Source organism: Actinoplanes lobatus (assembly GCF_014205215.1).
GTDB classification, from domain to species: Bacteria; Actinomycetota; Actinomycetes; order Mycobacteriales; family Micromonosporaceae; genus Actinoplanes; species Actinoplanes lobatus.
The window spans coordinates 3,821,460-3,838,625 of the sequence record NZ_JACHNC010000001.1; the positions used below are offsets into that span (position 1 = coordinate 3,821,460).

Below are 17,166 nucleotides of genomic sequence, written 5' to 3' on the forward strand. Positions count from 1 at the left end.
CGTCTCGCGAGGGGGGCACCGGGCGCAGGCCCGGTGCCCCCCTTCCGTACGCTTTCGGCATGCGCCGTGAGTGGCATCAGCTCAGTCATCCCGGGGTGGGCAACCCGGCCTTCCAGACGTCCCGCCCGTCCACCGACTCGGCCGAGGACGAGGCTCTCGGCCTCGACCACTGGCGATCCCTGCCGCGGGTGCAGATGCCGCCCTGGCCGGACATGGGCGAGGTCGCCGAGGTCTGCAAGGTCCTCGACAACGTGCCGTCGATCGTCGCGCCGTACGAGGTCGACCAGCTCCGGCACCGGCTCGCCGAGGTCTGCGAGGGACGGGCGTTCCTGCTCCAGGGCGGCGACTGCGCCGAGACGTTCGCCGACAACACCGAGAGCCACCTGCTCGCCAACGCGCGCACCCTGCTCCAGATGGCGGTGGTGCTGACCTACGGCGCCTCGATGCCGGTGGTGAAGGTGGCCCGGGTCGCCGGGCAGTACACCAAGCCCCGCTCGTCGCTGACCGACTCGCTGGGCCTCCCGGCCTACCGGGGTGACCTGATCAACTCGCTGGACGCGGACGAGGCGGCCCGCGTCGCCGATCCGCAGCGCATGATCCGGGCGTACGCGAACTCCGCCGCCGCCATGAACATGCTCCGGGCGTACCTTTCGGGTGGTCTTGCCGACCTGCACGGGCTGCACGACTGGAACAAGGACTTCGTCCGCGCCTCCCCGGCCGGCGAGCGCTACGAGGCGATCGCCCGGGAGATCGACCGCGCCCTCGACTTCATCCGCGCCTGCGGCATGACCGACAACGAGGCGCTGCGCACGGTCAGCCTCTACTGCTCGCACGAGGCCCTCGCCCTGGAGTACGACCGGGCGCTCACCCGGGTCTCCGACGGCAAGGCCTACGGGCTGTCCGGCCACTTCCTGTGGATCGGCGAGCGCACCCGCCAGCTCGACCACGCGCACATCGACTTCATCAGCCGCATCGCCAACCCGATCGGCGTCAAGATCGGCCCCGGCACGTCGCCGGACACCGCCATCGAGCTGTGCGAGAAGCTGAACCCGTCCAATGTGCCCGGCCGCCTGACGCTGATCAGCCGGATGGGCAACGGCAAGGTCCGCGACGTGCTGCCGCCCATCGTGGAGAAGGTGCACGCCTCCGGCGCCAAGGTCGTCTGGCAGTGCGACCCGATGCACGGCAACACCCACGAGTCGTCGAACGGCTACAAGACCCGCCACTTCGACCGGGTCGTCGACGAGGTGCTCGGCTACTTCGAGGTGCACCGCGGCCTCGGCACCCACCCGGGCGGCATCCACATCGAACTGACCGGCGAGGACGTCACCGAGTGCCTCGGCGGCGCCCAGGGCATCGAGGACCTCGACCTGCCGGACCGTTACGAGACGGCTTGCGACCCGCGCCTCAACACGCAGCAGAGCCTGGAGCTGGCGTTCCTCGTCGCCGAGATGCTCCGTGGCTGACCTGCGGTCGGACACCGTCACCCGCCCCACCAAGGGCATGCGGGAGGCGATGGCGAAGGCAGCGGTCGGCGACGACGTGTTCGGCGACGACCCCACGGTCAACGCGTTCGAGGCGTACGTGGCCGAGCTGTTCGGGCACGAGGCGGCGCTGTTCACCCCGTCCGGCACGATGGCCAACCAGATCGCGCTGCAACTCGTCGTCCCGGCCGGCGGCGAGCTGCTGGCCGGCGCGGATGCGCACGTGGTCACCTACGAGCTGGGCTCCGCCGCGCTCTACGGCGGCATCTCCACGCGCACCTGGGGCTCGGAGGGCGCCGCCCTGGACGTCGAGCGGATCGCCGCGATGATCCGCCCGGCCGGCTACCCCTCGGTGCCGACCGCCGCGATCGCCGTCGAGCAGACCCACAACCTCGGCGGTGGGGGCGTCGTTCCGCTCGCCACGTTGCAGCACCTGCGCGCGGTGGCCGACGCCCAAGGGGTGGCGCTGCACTGCGACGGCGCCCGGATCTGGCACGCCCATGTCGCCGACGGGGTGACCCTCGCCGAGTACGGCGCCCTCTTCGACACCCTGTCGGTGTGCCTCTCCAAGGGTCTGGGCGCGCCGGTCGGGTCGCTGGTGATCGGCAGCCGGGAGCGGATCACCCGGGCCCGGCTGATCCGCAAGCGGATGGGCGGCGGCATGCGGCAGGTCGGCATCCTGGCGGCCGCCGGCCGGTACGCCCTCGACCACCACATCCAGCGGCTCACCGAGGACCACGAGCGCGCCCGGATCATCGCCGAGGCCCTCGCCCCCTTCGGCGTGGTCGATCCGGAACAGGTGCGTACGAACCTGGTCCCCCTGGACCTGTCGAAGCACGACCTGGACGCGCCCTCGCTGACCGCACAGGCCGCCGAGCGTGGCGTCCTGATCTCGGCCATGCTGCCGCGGGTCGCCCGCCTCGTCACCCACCTGGATCTGGACGACGAGTCGATGGATCAGACCATCGAGGTCCTCAGCGAGCTTCTCGCAGCCCCTTGAGCAGGGCGATGTCCGCCGCGTGCCCCTCGTGCTCCACGGTCGGCGTCTCCACGATGATCGGCACCCCGGCGGTGGCCGGATGCGCGAACAGCTCCGCGAACGGCGCCGACCCGATCCGGCCCTTGCCGATCGTCTCGTGCCGGTCCCGGGTCGAACCGCACTCGTCCTTCGAGTCGTTCGCGTGGACGAGCTGCAACCGGCCCGGCCCCACCGCGGCGAGCAGCGCGTCCAGCGTCGCCGTCATGCCGCCCGGGGTGGCCAGGTCGTGCCCGGCCGCCCAGGCGTGGCAGGTGTCGAAGCAGACGCCCATCCACGGGTGGTTCTCCACCGCCGCGAGGTAGGGCTCCAGGTCCTGCACCTTCGACGCCAGGCTGCGGCCGCCGCCCGCGCTCGGCTCCACCAGCAGCCGGGGCAGGCCCTCGGCGGACGCCCGGTCGAGCAGTGGCAGCAGCGCCTCGCGCAGTTGGTGCAGCGCCTTGCCGGCGTGCGACTCGTCGACCGAGCTGCCCGCGTGGTAGACGACCGCGGTCGCGCCGATCGCCCTACCGCGCAGCAGGGCGTGCTCCAGCGTGGCGACCGACCGCTCCACCGTCAGCTCGGTCGGCGAACCCAGGTTCACCAGCAGCGACGCGTGAATGTACGCGGGCAGGTCCCGCTCTCCGATCCCGTCCCGGAACAGGGTGTCCTGCTTCGGGTCGCCGGCCGGCAGCGCCCAGCCACGGGAGTTGGAGACGTACACCTGAAGGGTTTCCGAGCCCGCCGCGTCGACGTAGGGGAGGGCGGCCTTGGCCAGCCCTCCCGACGTCTTCGTGTGCGAACCGATCCGATGGCTCACAGGAAGCAAGTCAGCTGCACCACACTGTTCGGCGGGACCGGAGTGCCACCCGGCGGGTTCTGCTGCCGGACCGTGGCGTTCGGGTCGATGTTGATCTGCACCTGGAAGCCCATGCCCTGGAGCGTGGCCTGCGCCTGCTGGCACGGCTGGTTCGTCAGGTCGGGCAGGGTGAGCTGCGCGGGACCCTTGCTCACCTGGAGGGTGACCTTGGTGTTCTTCTCCGCGCCGGTGCCCGCCTTGGGGCTCTGCCCGATCACCGTGTCGGCGGGCTTGTCGCTCTCCACCGTCTCCTCGGCGGCCTGCAGGCCCCGCTGCGCCAGGATCGTACGAGCGTTGTTGATGTTCTCGCCGACCAGGTTGGGCACCGTGATCGGCGCCTTGCCCTTGCTCAGCACCAGCGTCACCGTCGAACCGGGCTTGAGCTCGGTGCCCGCCTTCGGGTCGGTGGAGATCACCACACCCTCCGGCGCGGTGTCGCTGTAGACCGCCTTGCCCTGCTTCACCTTCAGCCTGAGTGCCTCCAGCTCGGCCTTGGCATAGGTCAGCTCCTGGCCCTCCAGCTCCGGAACCGGATGCACCTCGGGGCCCAGCGACAGGATCACCCGGATCGTGTCGCCCTTGACGATCTTCGCCAGCGGGCCCGGGTCCTGGCTGACCACCGAGCCCTCGGGCACGGTCTCGCTGTACTGCCCGTCGCCGATGAAGACCTCGAAACCCTGCTGTTTCGCGTACGCGACCGCCTGGTCCTGGCTCATCGTGAGCAGCTGGGGTGTCTCCGTGTACCGCCCCGAGGTGACCCACCAGGTGCTGCCGATCACGACCAGCGCCATCAGGGCGACCAGCGCGGTCAGCATGACCCGGCGGCGGTCCTCGAAGAACCCGGCCGCACCGGCGGCGGGCGGGGCGCTCCGCCGGTGCGGCGCGCTGCTCCGGCCACCCTGCTCCGGCAGCCGCGCCCAGGACGGGCGGTGCGACGCCTGGTAGTTGCCGCCCTGGACCGGCGGCACGATGGCCGTCGCGTCCGGCGCGGACACGGTGGGCACGATCGTGGTGGCGTCGCCCGCGCCGGGCCGGCCCGGGATCTGGCGCAGCATCGCCGTCTCCGCGTGGGTGACGCCGAGGCCGTCACGGGCCGCCTGCACCTCGCTCAGCATGGCGCCGGCGTCGGTGGGCCGGGAGCCGGGGTCACGCCGGGTGGCCCGGGAGACGAGCTGGTCGAGGACCGGGGGCAGGCCCGGAGCGATCGTGGACGGGACCGGCACGTCGTTGTCCACGTGCTGCCAGGCCACCTCGATCGGTTCGGCGCCGTCGTACGGCACCCGGCCGGTGAGCATCTCGAAGAGCACGACGCCGGCCGAGTAGACGTCGGTGCGCGCGTCCGCCTGACCGGTCTGCACCAGCTCCGGGGCCACGTAGGCCACGGTCGCCATGAGCTGCCCGGTGTCGTCGACGCTGCTCGCCTCGATGGCCCGCGCCAGACCGAAGTCGGCGACCTTGACCACGGCGTCCACCAGGTCCGCGGACCCGCCGCTGGGCGCCTCGGCGACCAGCACGTTCTCCGGCTTGACGTCACGGTGCACCAGACCGGCGCGGTGCGCGGCGGCGATCGCGGCCAGCATCTGATCGAGGATCGCGAGCGCCTCGACCGGTGTCAGCTTGACCCGCTGGCTGAGCAGCTCACGCAGCGTCTTGCCCTGCACGAACTCCATCACCAGGTAGGGGAGACCCTGGTGGCGGCCCTGGTCGTAGACGGCCACGACGTTCGGGTGCGTGAGGCGGGCGATCGTCTTCGCCTCGTCGGTGAACCGGTCGACGAAGTGGACGTTGGTGGCCTGCGAGGGGTGAATGATTTTCAGTGCGACGGTGCGCTCGAGGCGCTCGTCGGTGGCGCGGTAGACGGTCGCCATGCCACCACGGGCGACGCGACCGGTGATCCGGTAGCGCCCGTCAATCGTTGTGCCGATCAACGTATCGGCGACTGTGGTGTCCATCGGCGTGAAGTGTATGTGTCTTTCCAGTGGGGGTGACCCAGGATGTCACAGCTGAGTCCAAACGGGTACCTAGACCGGCGTGACCAGCACTTCAGCGTTGCCAGCGACGGTGGCGGCGGTCACTGTCGCCGCTTGGTTCGCTGATGTCCGGGGTGGGGGAGACGCTCCCGCTCGCGGACGGGGAGGCTGAAATGTCCGGCTCGGCGGACGTCGCCGAGGGCGCCGCGGTCGGTGTCGGGGCCGGCGGCGTCTCGCAGTCACAGCCCGGCGTGGGGGGTCGCGTGACGGCCCGGCGGGTGGTGGGAGCGGTCGTCCGTGCGGTGCTCCGAACCGAGGTCGGGGTGATCTTCGTGACGACCCGCGGCCTCCTCTCCCGGGCCACCGGCACGGCACCCATCCCGGCCACCCCGCCCACCGGTTCCACCTCGTCCGGCGGCAGCGGCGCCGCGACCGCCGGCGGCGCGCTCGGCCGCTCGGCCATCTCCCCGGCGAACGTCGTGGTGGCGGCCAGATAGGACCCGGCCGCGCCGGTCAGCCCGAGGGCACAGAACGCGGTAACCGCGACAAATCGCCGCGGTGGCCGGGCGTCGGTCCGCGGCGGTTCCCCCGGCAGGTCCACGAGGGACCCCGGGAAGGTGGACATCCCGGTCGAGGTGACGTCCGGCTGCGGATCCCGGCCGGCCGGGCGGCGGCCCAGGTCGTAGCAGACCGAACGCCAGGCCCCGGCCATCTCCCCACGGACGTTCCGCCACAGGCTCATCAAATGTTCTCCGATCTGGTCTGGCACGCTGTACAGGTGACCGAACCCGTAACCACCGGCCCCGCCGGTTGGATCACCCTGCCGGATGTGTCCGAAAAGCTTGGTTTGTCGATCAGCAAGGTGCACCAGCTGATCCGGGAACGCGCGCTGCTCGCGGTCCGCCGGGACGGCATCCGGGTGGTGCCGGCCGAACTGGTCGCCAACGCGACCGTGCTCAAGCACCTGCCCGGCGTCCTGAACCTGCTGCATGACGCCGGGTACAACGACGAAGAAGCCCTCCGGTGGCTCTACGAGCCGGACGAGGGTCTCGGTGGGAACGCCGCCGTCGCCCTCGGCGGCCCGCTCGCCCGCGAGGCCAAGCGGCGCGCCCAGGCCCTCGGCTTCTGACCGGATGCGGCAGTTCGGCTACCTGTCCGTCCTGGCCGGGTGCCTGCTGGCGGCGCTCTGGCTGGAGCCGATCCTCAAGGTCAACGTGCTCCGCCGCGGGCGCCGCCTGATCCTGACCATCCTGCCGGTGGCGGCGGTCTTCATCCTGTGGGATCTGGCCGCCATAGCCGCAGGGCATTGGACATTCGACCCGGAGCAGATCACCGGCGTCCACCTGCCCGGCGATCTGCCCCTGGACGAGGTGCTTTTCTTCCTGGTCGTGCCGTTGTGCGCGATTCTCGGCTTCGAGGCGGTCCGGGCCGTCCTGCGCCGCCCGGCCGGAGACGAGGAACTGTGACATACACCACAGCTGCTCTGCTGGGTGTCGCGATCGTGGTCGTTGTCGACCTGTTCGTCCTCCGTACCCGTCTGGTCACCAGACTGGTCTTCTGGGCGACATACCCGATCATCTGCACGTTTCAGCTGATCTCCAACGGCATCCTGACCGGGCGCGGGATCGTCGTCTACGACCCGGCGGCGATCATCGGCTGGCGCCTCGTCCACGCCCCGGTGGAAGATCTCCTCTTCGGCTTCGCCCTGATCCTGCTCACCCTCTCCGTCTGGATCACCCTGGGCCGCCGCGGCATCCAGCGCACCCCCGCGGCCGGCGAGGGAAGCGCCCTGCTCCGCCGCCTCCGCTCCTGAAGATCAAAATCAGGATGTCGCATCTCGGTGGTGGGTCCGGACCGCTGCTCCCGCCGAGGGCCCGGGCCGGCTCGCTGGCCGCTGGCGCGTCCAGAACGCTCCCCGCCCCGGGCGACGTGCGTGAGTGGTCACCCTCCCCAACCCCCGTGGCCGGTCCCCCGAGTGCGCCCGGCGTGTTTCGGCCGGATCAGCGGAGAGCGGCGCGGACCGCGACGGTGAGCTGTCCCAGACCGATGAGCTGGAGGACCAGCCAGGCCGCGACGGCGACGGCGAGAACCGCGGGGACCCAGCCGGGCGCGACCACGACGGCCAGTGACGCGACGATCAGGCCCGCGACGGTGACGGCGACGCGGGTGGGCCGTTCCCCGACCGTGACGACGCCGATGTCCGGCATGCCGGCGGCCGCGGCCCGCGCGCGAACGTACTCATGCAGCCAACTCGCCGCCCCGGTGCTGACCGTGAGCCAGGCCGGGGCGCCCGCCAGCCAGAAGGCGGCCAGCCAGGCGGCCTCACCGATCCGGTCGGCGACCGAGTCGTACACGTATCCGGCCCGGCTGACCCGCCCGGTGATCACGGCGACCGCCCCGTCCAGCCCGTCCGCGGCCGCCGCGAGCAGCACCAGCGCGGCGCCGAACGCGAGGCCGCCCGCCCCGGCCGGCACGGCGAGCGGTACGGCCAGGCAGAGCAGCACCCCGGCGAGGGTCACCGTGAACGGCGTGACCCGCCGGGCCCCGAGCCAGGACCCGGTCCGGTACGCCAGCCGCACCCACCCCCGGACCAGCGCCGACGCCCGTCGCGGATCGAAGCCGCCGTGCAGCCCGGCCCACGCCTCCGCGTACTGATCCCAGGTCACGACGCCGACGCCGGTCAGGCAGCGGTGGCGACCTCGGCAGGGGCCAGCTGCTGCCAGACCTCCCGGGTCGCGGTGGACCGGTTCAGGGTGATGAAGTGGATCCCGGGAACGCCCTCGTCCAGGAGCCGGGCGCACATGTCCACGCACGTCTCGATGCCCAGGGCCCGCACCGCCTCCTCGTCCCCGGCGACCCGCTCGAACCGTTCCAGCAGAGCCGGCGGGAAGGGCGCGCCGGAGAGCTGGGCGGACCGTTCGATCGTGGCCATCCGGGTCACCGGCATGACGCCGGGCACGATCGGGGTGTCGCTGCCCGAGGCCACGACCCGATCGCGGAGACGCAGGTAGTCCTCGGCGTCGAAGAACATCTGGGTGATCGCGAAATCCGCCCCGGCCCGGCATTTGCGGACGAAGTGCTGGGTGTCGGTCTCCACGTCGGCCGAGCGCGGATGCTTGTAGGGGAACGCCGCCACCCCGACGGTGAAATCGCCGGCCGCACGGATCAGGCGGACCAGATCCTCCGCGTACAGGATCCCGTCGGGATGCCGCACCCACTCGCCCATCGGGTCGCCGGGCGGGTCGCCGCGAACCGCCAGGATGTTGCTGATTCCGGCGCCGGCCAGCCGCCCGATGACGTTGCGCAACTCGGCGACGGAGTGGTTCACCGCCGTGAGGTGCGCCATCGGCAGCAGCGTCGTCTCGGTGGCGACACGTTCGGTGACGGCGACGGTGGTGTCACGGGTGGTGCCGCCCGCCCCGTAGGTGATCGAGACGAAGCTGGGCCGCAGCGACTCCAGCTCCCGGATCGCCTGCCAGAGCAGTTGCTCACCGGCTGGCGTCTTCGGTGGGAAGAACTCGAACGAGAAGGTGGGCGCCGGGCCGCGGATCAGCTCACCGACCGACGGCGCGCCGGGAAGCCGGGAGGGAAGTCCGAGAGACACGGGAGCACTCTACCGGCCACACCGCCCTCGATGATCCGCCCGAACGTCCGGGTCGGTCACTCTATGTGGTCGGCTTTTTCCGGTACGCGATGAAGTGTCAGCAAAAATCGGGCACGCCGTTTCGCCGTACCATGCGATCCGGGTGAGCCGTCGTGGCCGCGACGCGCGCTCCGGCATGTGACGGTCCGTCGCCGCGTGGGTCGTCCGGTGGATCGCGGTGATACGGCCGAACAGGGGGACGGACGACCAGATAGCGTCGACTCCGTGACGAACTCTCCGCTCGAGTCGGCCGGCCTGCGGCCGCGTGTCGACAAGGCGCTCTCCGGTTTCCTCGCCACCCAGCGCGCCCACCTGCTGGAGATCGACACGGCGCTGGCCGAGGTGGCCGACGCGGTGTCGGCGTTCGTGCTCGGTGGCGGCAAGCGGCTGCGGCCGGCGTTCGCGTACTGGGGTTTCCGCGGCGCGGGCGGCGCCGACTCGGACGAGGTCGTGGCGGCCGTCTCGGCGCTGGAGCTGGTGCAGGCGAGCGCGCTGATCCACGACGACCTGATGGACCGGTCCGACACCCGGCGCGGGGAGCCGTCGGTGCACCGCCGGTTCGAGCTGCTGCACACCGCCGAAGGCTGGCGGGGCGCGGCGGCCGGGTTCGGCGACTCGGCGGCGCTGCTGCTCGGCGACCTGGCCATGGTCTGGTCCGACGAGCTGCTGCACTCGTCCGGGATGGCACTGGCCGACCTGGCCCGGGCGCGGCCGGTCTTCGACCAGATGCGGACCGAGGTGACCGTCGGCCAGTACCTGGACGTGCTCACCCAGGCGACCGGCGACACATCCCTGGAACGCGCCGGCAAGGTGGCCCGCTTCAAATCGGCGAAGTACACGGTCGAACGCCCGCTCCTGCTGGGCGCGGCCCTCGCCGGCGGCGGCCCCGAAGTGTTCGCGTCGTACGCGGCGTTCGGCCTTCCGCTCGGCGAGGCCTTCCAGATGCGCGACGACGTCCTGGGCGTCTACGGCGACCCGGCCCAGACCGGCAAACCGGCCGGCGACGACCTCCGCGAGGGCAAGCGAACCTACCTGGTGGCCGCGGCCTACCAGGCGGTGGACGAGGCCACCCGGCAGCACATGGAGTCGGCTCTCGGCGACCCGGCCCTGGACGACACCGGCGTGGAACGCCTCCGAACGATCATCCGGGAGGCGGGCGCCCTGGCCGCCACCGAATCCCGGATCGAAACCCTGACCACCGAGGCCCTGACCGCACTGGCCGAGGCCCCCATCGAGGACGAGGCCCGAACCGTCCTGCACGCCTTGGCCGAGGCCTCCACCCACCGTTCCGGCTGACCGCCTACCCCTCGCCATCGAGGCCCCGACCGCTCCAGTGGAGCCTCGTCGGGGCCTCGCTTCGTCCTACGGGCCTCCACGCTGATCCGCGTTGTCCTCGCGGGCAGCCCCAGGCTTCGCGGGTTCCCGGGTTCGACCACCGCACCGATGAACGGAACGGAAGCGCTCTTTATTCGGTTGTCGGTGGTCGATGCCGCAGCCTATTTTCTCCTCAGCGAATCCGCCGGGGTGGAACGCCCTTGACCTGTGGATTCCTATTATGCAAACGATTTTCCGGGGGTGACGAAATGAGTGCGGTTCTGGTTCTCAATGCCGACTGCGGGCCGCTGCACCGGGTCAGCCTCCGGCACGCGATCCGGATGCTGTTCCGCCAGGTCGCCGTGGTGCACGAGGCCCAGCAGGACACCCGGATCGGGGTCTACCCGGTGCCGACCGTGGTGCGGCTGGTCTCCTACGTGGTGACGCGGTGGCGGCGCGGGCGCGGCCCGGGCTGGTCGCGGGCCGGTGTGCTGCTGCGGGACGGGCGAAAGTGCGCCTACTGCGGCGACTCCGCCTCGACCATCGACCATGTTCTGCCCCGCTCGCGAGGCGGCCGCAACGAATGGCTGAACACCGTCGCGGCCTGCGGTCGCTGCAACAACCGCAAGCGCGACCGCACCCCCGCCGAGGCCCGCATGCCACTCCGGATGACCCCGTTCGCCCCGATCTGGGCGGTAACGCTCACCTGATCGCGACGCTACCCACCGCCCGGTAGCGCCAGACCTTCCCCTCAAGCGGCGGCCGGCGGGTTTACACGGGGACCCGCCGGCCGCCCACCCCTCCCACCCCTCCGTTGGCACGTGGGTGTGGTGCGTGCCTGCTGGTGGCGCTGCTGGCCACGTCCGCGATTTTGCTGCGCCCGCGTGGGTGTGGTGTGTGCCTGCTGGTGGCGCTGCTGGCCACGTCCGCGTTTGTTGCGCCCGCGTGGGTGCGGTGTGTGCGGCTCGGAGTCCAGGTCATGAGGTGGTGACCTGATCCCGGGGCTCGGCCGGCTCGGTGATCCGGCGGGCTCCCGCCCCGCGGCGGGCTCCCGCCCCGCGGTGGGAACGATCGCGCTCCAGCCACCATTCGGCGATGAGCAGCGGGATGGTCCACCCGAGCCAGGCCGTGGCGGCTGAGGCCACCCATGCCAGGAGTCCTTCGTCGCCGTGGAAGGTCGTCTCCAGTTGGGGCATCAGGGCTATCACGAAGATCGCGCCCCAGATGCGGTTGGTGATGATCGAGGCGGTGAGCGCGAAGCTGCGGATCATCCACCGGCGGTGCTCGCCGAACCGGTGGTGGCGGGCGGCCCGCCAGCCTTTCACGGTCACGTAGAGCCAGACCGCCGCGAGCAGCATGTTGCTGGCCCGGGTGGCCGGCCCGAACGGGCTGAGCGAACCGATCGTGAGGGCCGCGACGCCGGCGGGCAGGACGCCGCCGAACACGTAGACCCGGCCGAGCCGCCGGTGCGCGACCGGATGCCGGCGGCGGAACCATGGCCAGATCTGGAAGACCGAACTGACCAGAGCCACGCTGCCGAACAGCACATGCGGCACGAGCAGCCAGAAGTGCGCGACACCGAGCTCCGGTGGCTGCGGAACGCGGGATCGCGCCGGGTCGAAGCTGAGATACGGCGGGATCGAGAAGGCCACGAAGATCACCACGATCGCCGCGAACGGAACGATCCACGGGCGCTGCCACCATCGAGTCACGTCACGCTCCTAACTGCGTATGAGGTACGCATCGAGCGTATGCCATACGCAATAAACCGGGAAGTGCCTAGGATGAGCCCGTGCCGATGGAGATTCCCCGTACGCTCAAGGTCCTCTGGGGTCTGGAAGAGCGCCGCAACCGCGGCCCGCAGCCGGCGCTGACCCTGGACCGGATCGTCGCCACCGCGATCGAGATCGCTGACCGCGACGGCCTCGCGGCCCTCTCCATGGCCCGTCTCGCCGAGCGTCTCGGCAGCGCGCCGATGTCCCTCTACCGGCACGTGGCCAGCAAGGACGAACTCCTCGTCTTCATGCAGGACGCCGCACCGGGCGAGCCGCCGATGCTGCCGCCCGGATGGCGCGCCGGTCTCGGGACGTGGGCCCGGGCGTTGCAGGCGGTCTATTACCGCCATCCGTGGATCCTCCAGGCCTCGGCCGGCCGTCCACCGCTCGAACCCGGTCAGATCGCTTGGCTGGACCGTGGCCTGTCAGTCTTCGACGGCACCCCGCTCACCAGCCGCGAGCGCTTTCAGGCGGTCATGGCGACGCTCTACTACGTGCGCGGCGAGGCGCAGATCTTTGCGGTCCTTCTCGGCGGTGAGGCGGATATGGCCGACGACGCCTACGGCGCTCTGATCGGCAGTCTGGTGACCGCTGACCGGTTTCCGGCGCTGGCCGTCGCGATCGCCGATGGCCTGTTCGCTCCGGAAGTCGAGGACGTCACCTTCGAGACCGGTCTGTCTCGTCTCTTCGACGGCATCGAACTCCTCGTGTCAGCAAAGAACTGATGGCGGAATGGCAAATCTGGAACGGTTGCGCCAGATCCCGGCCCGGCGCGCGAATCTCGACGCGGACGAGTTGGAGCTGATCGACCGTGCCCGGCGTGACGGCGCCACCTGGCCGGAGATCGCCGAGGCGCTCGGCCTGACCAGCCGTCAAGCCGCGGAGCAACGCAGGCACCGCTTGGCGCAGGCCGCAGAGCGTGCCTCCCGCCCGCAGCGTGCCGAGCTGGATCAGGGCTACGGCCACGCCGCCCCGGAGCTGCGCAGACGTGCCATAGAACTGCACCGGAGAATCGGCGCCGACCGCCGCTGGGACGCCCGCTTCCCGCGTGCCGCGCTGGTCCGCGAAACCCTGGTCGCAGCCCCCGACGCGCCTCCCGGCGCCCTTTACGACCTGGTCGCCGCCGTCCTGAAGGATCTGGCGGATCCCAGCGTCCCCGAATTCCCCGCCCCACTGCGTGCGGCGGTCGACCGTCTCCGAGCGGCCGCGATCAGAGGACCGCGATCAGCTTGAGGCGGGCGGTCGCGTCGGCCGGGTTTCAGGTTCAGGGGATTGCGATCAGTTTGAGGTGGGCGGTCAGGTCGGTTGGGTGTCCCGGGTTCAGGGGATCGCGATCAGCTTGAGGTAGGCGGCCACGTCGGCTGGGTCCCGGGTTACGCAGCCGACGTAGTTGTCCGGCCGGACCAGCACCAGTGTCGGCCCGTTAATGTCGTAAGCGCGTGCCGCGTACCCCTCGGGGTCTTGAAGGTGATGGATCGGGACCGTGAGCTCCGGCAGCGGCCCGGCCCAATCGAAGGCCAGGAGCGTGGCATGCGGGCCGCGCAGCAGATCGAAGACGTGGCCCTCGGCGAGAGGAGAGTCCGGCGCGCGGTCGCCGGCTCGCACCGCGCCCGGCTCGGACCGGTGCTCGGCCGCCAGCGTGCCGCCCCGGTAGTTGAGCGAGAGCTGCCGCAGCACCGGGTCGTCACGGCGCATCGCATCCGCCGAGCCGTCGACGTGGCCGCGGTGCAGCCGGGTGCTGATGCCGAGGACGTCGGCCGCGACCGGCAGGCGCTCCTCTTCGTAGGTGTCGAGCACCCGCTCGTCACCCGTCGCGATCTTCCAACCCAGGTTGTACGCATCCTGAATTCCGGTGTTCAGCCCCTGCCCGCCGGCCGGTGAATGCACATGAGCGGCATCGCCGGCCAGGAACACGTCACCCACCCGGAACCGGGACGCCATCCGGATGTTGGCCCGGAACTCGGACCGCCAGCCCACCTCGGTGACCGTGATCGACGGGTCGACTGATGAGACCAGCTGCCCGGGGGAGAGGTCGGTGGGCGGAGCCGTGAGCTGGAACCAGTCGCCACCCGGCAGCGGGCACAACCCGAGCCGGAACGACCCGCGCTCGGAGCCCGGCCAGACATGCCAGTGATCGCGGTCGAGGCCGGTCAACCGGACGTCGGCGATCATCAGTCGCTCCTCCTCGTGGGTCTCGCCCTCGAACTCGACGCCGAGCGCCCGCCGCACCGTGCTCCGCCCGCCGTCGGCACCGACCACATAGCGCGCCTGCACCACCTCGCCGGTGCTGAGCGTGACCCGCACCCCGCCCTCCTCCTGCTCCAACTCGGTGACACCCACCCCGAACTCGACCGGGATCCCCTCGGCGAGCAGCTCGGACGTGCGCCATTGCGGGACCATCCACAGATTTGGCCAGGGCACGGAGGGGGTCGGCTCGTGCCACTCGTCGAGCCGGAAATCGTGATGCCCGCCGGGCACGTGGGCGCGCAGCGACGGATAGTCGGCGCCGGCGGCCAGGAACCGGTCGATCAGCCCGAGATCGTCGAGAACCTCCAGCGTGCGTGGCTGCAGCCCCTTGCCGCGGGACCCGTCGAAGGGCCGCTCCGACCGCTCCACGATCCGGTAGGGCACGCCATGCCGGGCGAGCTGACGCGCGAGGGTGAGCCCGGTCGGCCCGGCGCCCACGATCATGGTGAATCTAGATTCAGTGAACATGAATTCACCATAGGGCACTGCTAATCTCCCGGTCAAGGAGGTTCGGATGGTGGCATTGGGGATGCGCAAGCGGCAGGCGGCGCAGACCGAGGCGGAGCTCAAGGCGGCCGCGATCCGGGTCTTCGAGCGGGTCGGCTATCTGAACGCCAAGATCACCGACATCACGACCGAGGCGGGCCGGGCCACCGGCTCCTTCTACAAGCATTTCGCGAGCAAGGAGGCGCTGCTCGAGGCGCTGCTCGCCGACCTGCTCGCCGAGGGCGACGAGAGTGCCGAGCTGGAGGGCCATCTCGACGACTTCCGGGATCGCGCGGCGGTCCGCTGGCACGTCTCGGCCTACTGGCACTTCCACCGCCGCCATCGCCCGCTCATGGTCGCGCTACAGCAGGCGGCCATCGTCGACGAGGGCTTCGCCCGCCGCAGCCAGGAACTGCTCGAACCGGATCTGCGTCACATCGCCGACCACATGCGTGGCCTCGACCTGCCCGGTGATCCGCTGGTGGCGGCGTCGCTCTTCACCACGACGCTGTCCGGTTTCGCCGCCACCTACCTCGGCGGCCACGGCCGGGCTCCCGGGGTCTCCGACGACGAGGCGATCGAGACGCTGACCTCCTTCCTGCACGCCGGCCTCGGCGGTGGCGCAAGCTGATCACCGCGGTCCGGCTTCCCTTCCGGTACGCTCCGCGCGCCCCGTGGCCGCGCAAGAGGCGGTCTGCCGCGCCGGTTTCACACGGTCGCGCCCCTGGACGCCGCGTGCGATCGCTGGCTCAGCGTGGTCGGAGGCCCGCGAACACCACCGCCAGGGTCCGCTCCCGCAACTCCGCGTCCCAGCCCCCGTGCACCGCTCCGTGCGTGACGCTGACCAGCAGCGCCATCACCTCGGGCAGGGCCACGTCGGGTGACACCGTCCCGGCGGCCTGCGCCTCGCTCAGCAGTCCGCCGACGGCCTCGGTGAGATGGCCGACCGCCTCGGGCAGGCGGACGGCTGTCCCGCCGCTCTCCAGCAGTCCGACGACCGTGCGCTTGTAGGACGCCTGGGCGGTCAGTTCGGTGAAGAACTCGAACAGCCCTTCCCCGCCGCCGCGCTGGCCGGCCGACTCGATCAGCTCGACCAGCAGCCGCTTCATGATTGCGCCGAGCAGGTCGCCCTTGGTGGGGAAGTGCCGGAACACCGTGCCGATCGCGACGCCCGCGCGCCGGGCCACCTCCTCGGTCGAGGCGCCCGGTCCGTTCTCGGTGAACACCTCGTCGGCGGCGACCAGGATGCGGATCCGGTTGCGCTGGGCGTCGGCGCGCAGCGGAGGGCCCTCGGTCTGCCGCGAAGAAACCTCTTCCAAAATGAGTCTCCACTCATTATTCTCGTACCCAAGTCGAGTGCATACTCATCTTATCGGGAGGATCGCTGTGACACCGACCGAGATCTTCGACAGCATGCGTTCCCGCTGGCTCGCCGACCAGCCGACCTACGATCCCGACCTGCTCGCCGACGACGTGGTGGTCGAGGTGCCGTTCGCCGCTCCGGGCCGGCCTGTGCGGACCGAGGGCAAGCAGCGGGTGCTGGATTTCACGCGGGCGGGCCGGGCGTCGTTCCCGGTGCGCTTCGACGACTGCCGTGACGTGGTGATCCACCAGACCGCCGACCCAGAGGTGATCGTCGTGGAGTACGAGTTGGTCGGCACTCACACCGAGACCGGGGTGACCGCGTCGGCGCCCTTCATCGGGGTGCTCCGGGCCAGAGGCGGCAAACTCGCCCACTGGCGGGAGTACCAGCACACCATGGCCATCGCCCAGGCCCTCGGTCAGGCATAGGCCTCAAGCAGGATCAGTGACCCGATGGCGATGAAGACCAGCGGCACGAGCCAGTGGCCCCAGCGCTCGACCACCGCGATCACCTGGCGGTGCGAGCCGAGCAGGGATCCGGCCAGGCACCACACCGCCACGAGGATGGCGAAGACCACGAGGTAGACGACGATCTCGGTCGCGTCGGCCGTACGGAATAGGGGTGTGTAGACGGCGATGTTGTCGGCGCCGTTGGCGATCGTGATGCCGGCGATGGGCAGCGGGCCGGCGGCGACGATCGGCGGCTCGCCGCCGGAGCCGTCGCGGACGGCGCCGATGAGGCCCTTGACGCCGAGGGCGATGGGCAGGAGGCCGAGGAGGCCGACCCAGCGGTCCGGGATGAGGGTCAGGCCGAGCGCGGCGAGCAGTGAGACGCCCACCAGGGTGGCGATGCCGAGGTATTGGCCCGCCCAGATCTGCCAGGGCCGGGGCTTCCCGGAGGCCCGGGCGGAGAGAAAGAGAACGGTCAGAACGATGAGGTCGTCGACGTTCGTGCCTACGAAGACGCCCACGGCGGCTGATACCGAACCCACGCCGGGATCTTAGGACGCG

Annotated in this window: 20 protein-coding genes; 11 read left to right on the forward strand and 9 right to left on the reverse strand. The window is 71.0% G+C overall.

The features are described 5' to 3' along the window. The first annotated feature begins 59 nt into the window (after nt 1-59). Nucleotides 60-1,466 carry a class II 3-deoxy-7-phosphoheptulonate synthase gene (locus tag BJ964_RS17965; RefSeq protein ID WP_188121734.1) on the forward strand — a complete coding sequence of 469 codons (1,407 nt, stop codon included), beginning with the start codon at nt 60-62 and terminating at the stop codon, nt 1,464-1,466. Further along, complete coding sequence (locus BJ964_RS17970) at nt 1,459-2,484, forward strand: threonine aldolase family protein (protein WP_188121735.1); 1,026 nt, start codon at nt 1,459-1,461, stop codon at nt 2,482-2,484. The genes BJ964_RS17965 and BJ964_RS17970 overlap by 8 nt, the downstream gene beginning before the upstream one ends. Here the strand turns inward: BJ964_RS17970 and BJ964_RS17975 are convergent. The 3 genes from BJ964_RS17975 to BJ964_RS17985 form a co-directional block, all read right to left on the reverse strand. Continuing rightward, the gene (locus BJ964_RS17975; protein WP_407650809.1) at nt 2,459-3,319 is read right to left on the reverse strand and encodes a deoxyribonuclease IV; all 861 of its coding nucleotides are present in this window, start codon (nt 3,317-3,319) and stop codon (nt 2,459-2,461) included. The two genes, BJ964_RS17970 and BJ964_RS17975, sit on opposite strands and share 26 nt — an antisense overlap. Further along, a complete protein-coding gene (pknB, locus tag BJ964_RS17980; RefSeq protein ID WP_188121736.1) occupies nt 3,316-5,310 on the reverse strand; it encodes a Stk1 family PASTA domain-containing Ser/Thr kinase in 1,995 nt (664 codons plus the stop codon). Before pknB ends, BJ964_RS17975 begins: the two co-directional genes overlap by 4 nt. Nucleotides 5,311-5,401: 91 nt before the next feature. Next, nucleotides 5,402-6,070: a hypothetical protein gene (locus BJ964_RS17985; protein ID WP_188121737.1), complete on the reverse strand. Its 669-nt coding sequence runs from the start codon at nt 6,068-6,070 to the stop codon at nt 5,402-5,404. Between the two features lie 3 nt (nt 6,071-6,073). Between BJ964_RS17985 and BJ964_RS17990 the strand changes: the two genes are divergently transcribed. Genes BJ964_RS17990 through BJ964_RS18000 form a run of 3 tightly spaced genes read left to right on the forward strand, consistent with a single transcriptional unit; the run spans nt 6,074 to nt 7,141 of the window. Beyond that, a complete protein-coding gene (locus BJ964_RS17990) occupies nt 6,074-6,457 on the forward strand; it encodes an Rv2175c family DNA-binding protein (protein WP_188121738.1) in 384 nt (127 codons plus the stop codon). A gap of 4 nt (nt 6,458-6,461) precedes the next feature. Beyond that, nucleotides 6,462-6,794 (forward strand): lycopene cyclase domain-containing protein, encoded by a 333-nt coding sequence (locus BJ964_RS17995; RefSeq protein ID WP_188121739.1) that lies wholly within the window; start codon nt 6,462-6,464, stop codon nt 6,792-6,794. Continuing rightward, the gene (locus BJ964_RS18000) at nt 6,791-7,141 is read left to right on the forward strand and encodes a lycopene cyclase domain-containing protein (protein WP_188121740.1); all 351 of its coding nucleotides are present in this window, start codon (nt 6,791-6,793) and stop codon (nt 7,139-7,141) included. The genes BJ964_RS17995 and BJ964_RS18000 overlap by 4 nt, the downstream gene beginning before the upstream one ends. Before the next feature lie 187 nt (nt 7,142-7,328). Here the strand turns inward: BJ964_RS18000 and BJ964_RS18005 are convergent, their stop codons facing one another. Together BJ964_RS18005 and metF are read right to left on the reverse strand one after the other, a co-directional pair. Next, nucleotides 7,329-7,994: a CDP-alcohol phosphatidyltransferase family protein gene (locus BJ964_RS18005; protein ID WP_188121741.1), complete on the reverse strand. Its 666-nt coding sequence runs from the start codon at nt 7,992-7,994 to the stop codon at nt 7,329-7,331. A gap of 14 nt (nt 7,995-8,008) precedes the next feature. Next, the gene (metF, locus tag BJ964_RS18010) at nt 8,009-8,932 is read right to left on the reverse strand and encodes a methylenetetrahydrofolate reductase [NAD(P)H] (protein ID WP_188121742.1); all 924 of its coding nucleotides are present in this window, start codon (nt 8,930-8,932) and stop codon (nt 8,009-8,011) included. A 264-nt stretch (nt 8,933-9,196) separates the two neighbouring features. Here metF and BJ964_RS18015 point away from each other — a divergent pair, with 264 nt between their 5' ends. Continuing rightward, nucleotides 9,197-10,267, forward strand: a complete 1,071-nt coding sequence (locus BJ964_RS18015) for a polyprenyl synthetase family protein (RefSeq protein ID WP_188121743.1) — start codon at nt 9,197-9,199, stop codon at nt 10,265-10,267. Between the two features lie 287 nt (nt 10,268-10,554). Then, on the forward strand, nt 10,555-10,995 hold the full coding sequence (locus tag BJ964_RS18020; protein WP_188121744.1) for an HNH endonuclease: 441 nt from the start codon (nt 10,555-10,557) through the stop codon (nt 10,993-10,995). 267 nt (nt 10,996-11,262) lie between these two features. On the opposite strand, the gene BJ964_RS18025 is transcribed toward BJ964_RS18020, so the two are convergent. Next, nucleotides 11,263-11,997 carry a DUF2306 domain-containing protein gene (locus BJ964_RS18025; protein ID WP_188121745.1) on the reverse strand — a complete coding sequence of 245 codons (735 nt, stop codon included), beginning with the start codon at nt 11,995-11,997 and terminating at the stop codon, nt 11,263-11,265. An 86-nt stretch (nt 11,998-12,083) separates the two neighbouring features. Between BJ964_RS18025 and BJ964_RS18030 the strand changes: the two genes are divergently transcribed. Together BJ964_RS18030 and BJ964_RS18035 are read left to right on the forward strand one after the other, a co-directional pair. Further along, complete coding sequence (locus BJ964_RS18030) at nt 12,084-12,785, forward strand: TetR/AcrR family transcriptional regulator (RefSeq protein ID WP_188127012.1); 702 nt, start codon at nt 12,084-12,086, stop codon at nt 12,783-12,785. Nucleotides 12,786-12,792: 7 nt separating this feature from the next. Beyond that, nucleotides 12,793-13,293 (forward strand): hypothetical protein, encoded by a 501-nt coding sequence (locus BJ964_RS18035; RefSeq protein ID WP_188121746.1) that lies wholly within the window; start codon nt 12,793-12,795, stop codon nt 13,291-13,293. 87 nt (nt 13,294-13,380) lie between these two features. Here the strand turns inward: BJ964_RS18035 and BJ964_RS18040 are convergent, their stop codons facing one another. Continuing rightward, entirely contained in the window at nt 13,381-14,775 is a 1,395-nt protein-coding gene (locus tag BJ964_RS18040) for an FAD-dependent monooxygenase (protein ID WP_188121747.1), read from the reverse strand. A 46-nt stretch (nt 14,776-14,821) separates the two neighbouring features. Here BJ964_RS18040 and BJ964_RS18045 point away from each other — a divergent pair, with 46 nt between their 5' ends. Then, a complete protein-coding gene (locus BJ964_RS18045; protein WP_223149574.1) occupies nt 14,822-15,424 on the forward strand; it encodes a TetR/AcrR family transcriptional regulator in 603 nt (200 codons plus the stop codon). A 118-nt stretch (nt 15,425-15,542) separates the two neighbouring features. On the opposite strand, the gene BJ964_RS18050 is transcribed toward BJ964_RS18045, so the two are convergent. Continuing rightward, nucleotides 15,543-16,112 carry a TetR/AcrR family transcriptional regulator gene (locus tag BJ964_RS18050; RefSeq protein ID WP_229807325.1) on the reverse strand — a complete coding sequence of 190 codons (570 nt, stop codon included), beginning with the start codon at nt 16,110-16,112 and terminating at the stop codon, nt 15,543-15,545. Nucleotides 16,113-16,179: 67 nt separating this feature from the next. Here BJ964_RS18050 and BJ964_RS18055 point away from each other — a divergent pair, with 67 nt between their 5' ends. Beyond that, nucleotides 16,180-16,584: a nuclear transport factor 2 family protein gene (locus BJ964_RS18055; protein WP_188121748.1), complete on the forward strand. Its 405-nt coding sequence runs from the start codon at nt 16,180-16,182 to the stop codon at nt 16,582-16,584. Here BJ964_RS18055 and BJ964_RS18060 read toward each other — a convergent pair. Next, nucleotides 16,575-17,147 carry a cadmium resistance transporter gene (locus BJ964_RS18060; protein WP_188121749.1) on the reverse strand — a complete coding sequence of 191 codons (573 nt, stop codon included), beginning with the start codon at nt 17,145-17,147 and terminating at the stop codon, nt 16,575-16,577. The two genes, BJ964_RS18055 and BJ964_RS18060, sit on opposite strands and share 10 nt — an antisense overlap. Nucleotides 17,148-17,166: the final 19 nt, after the last annotated feature.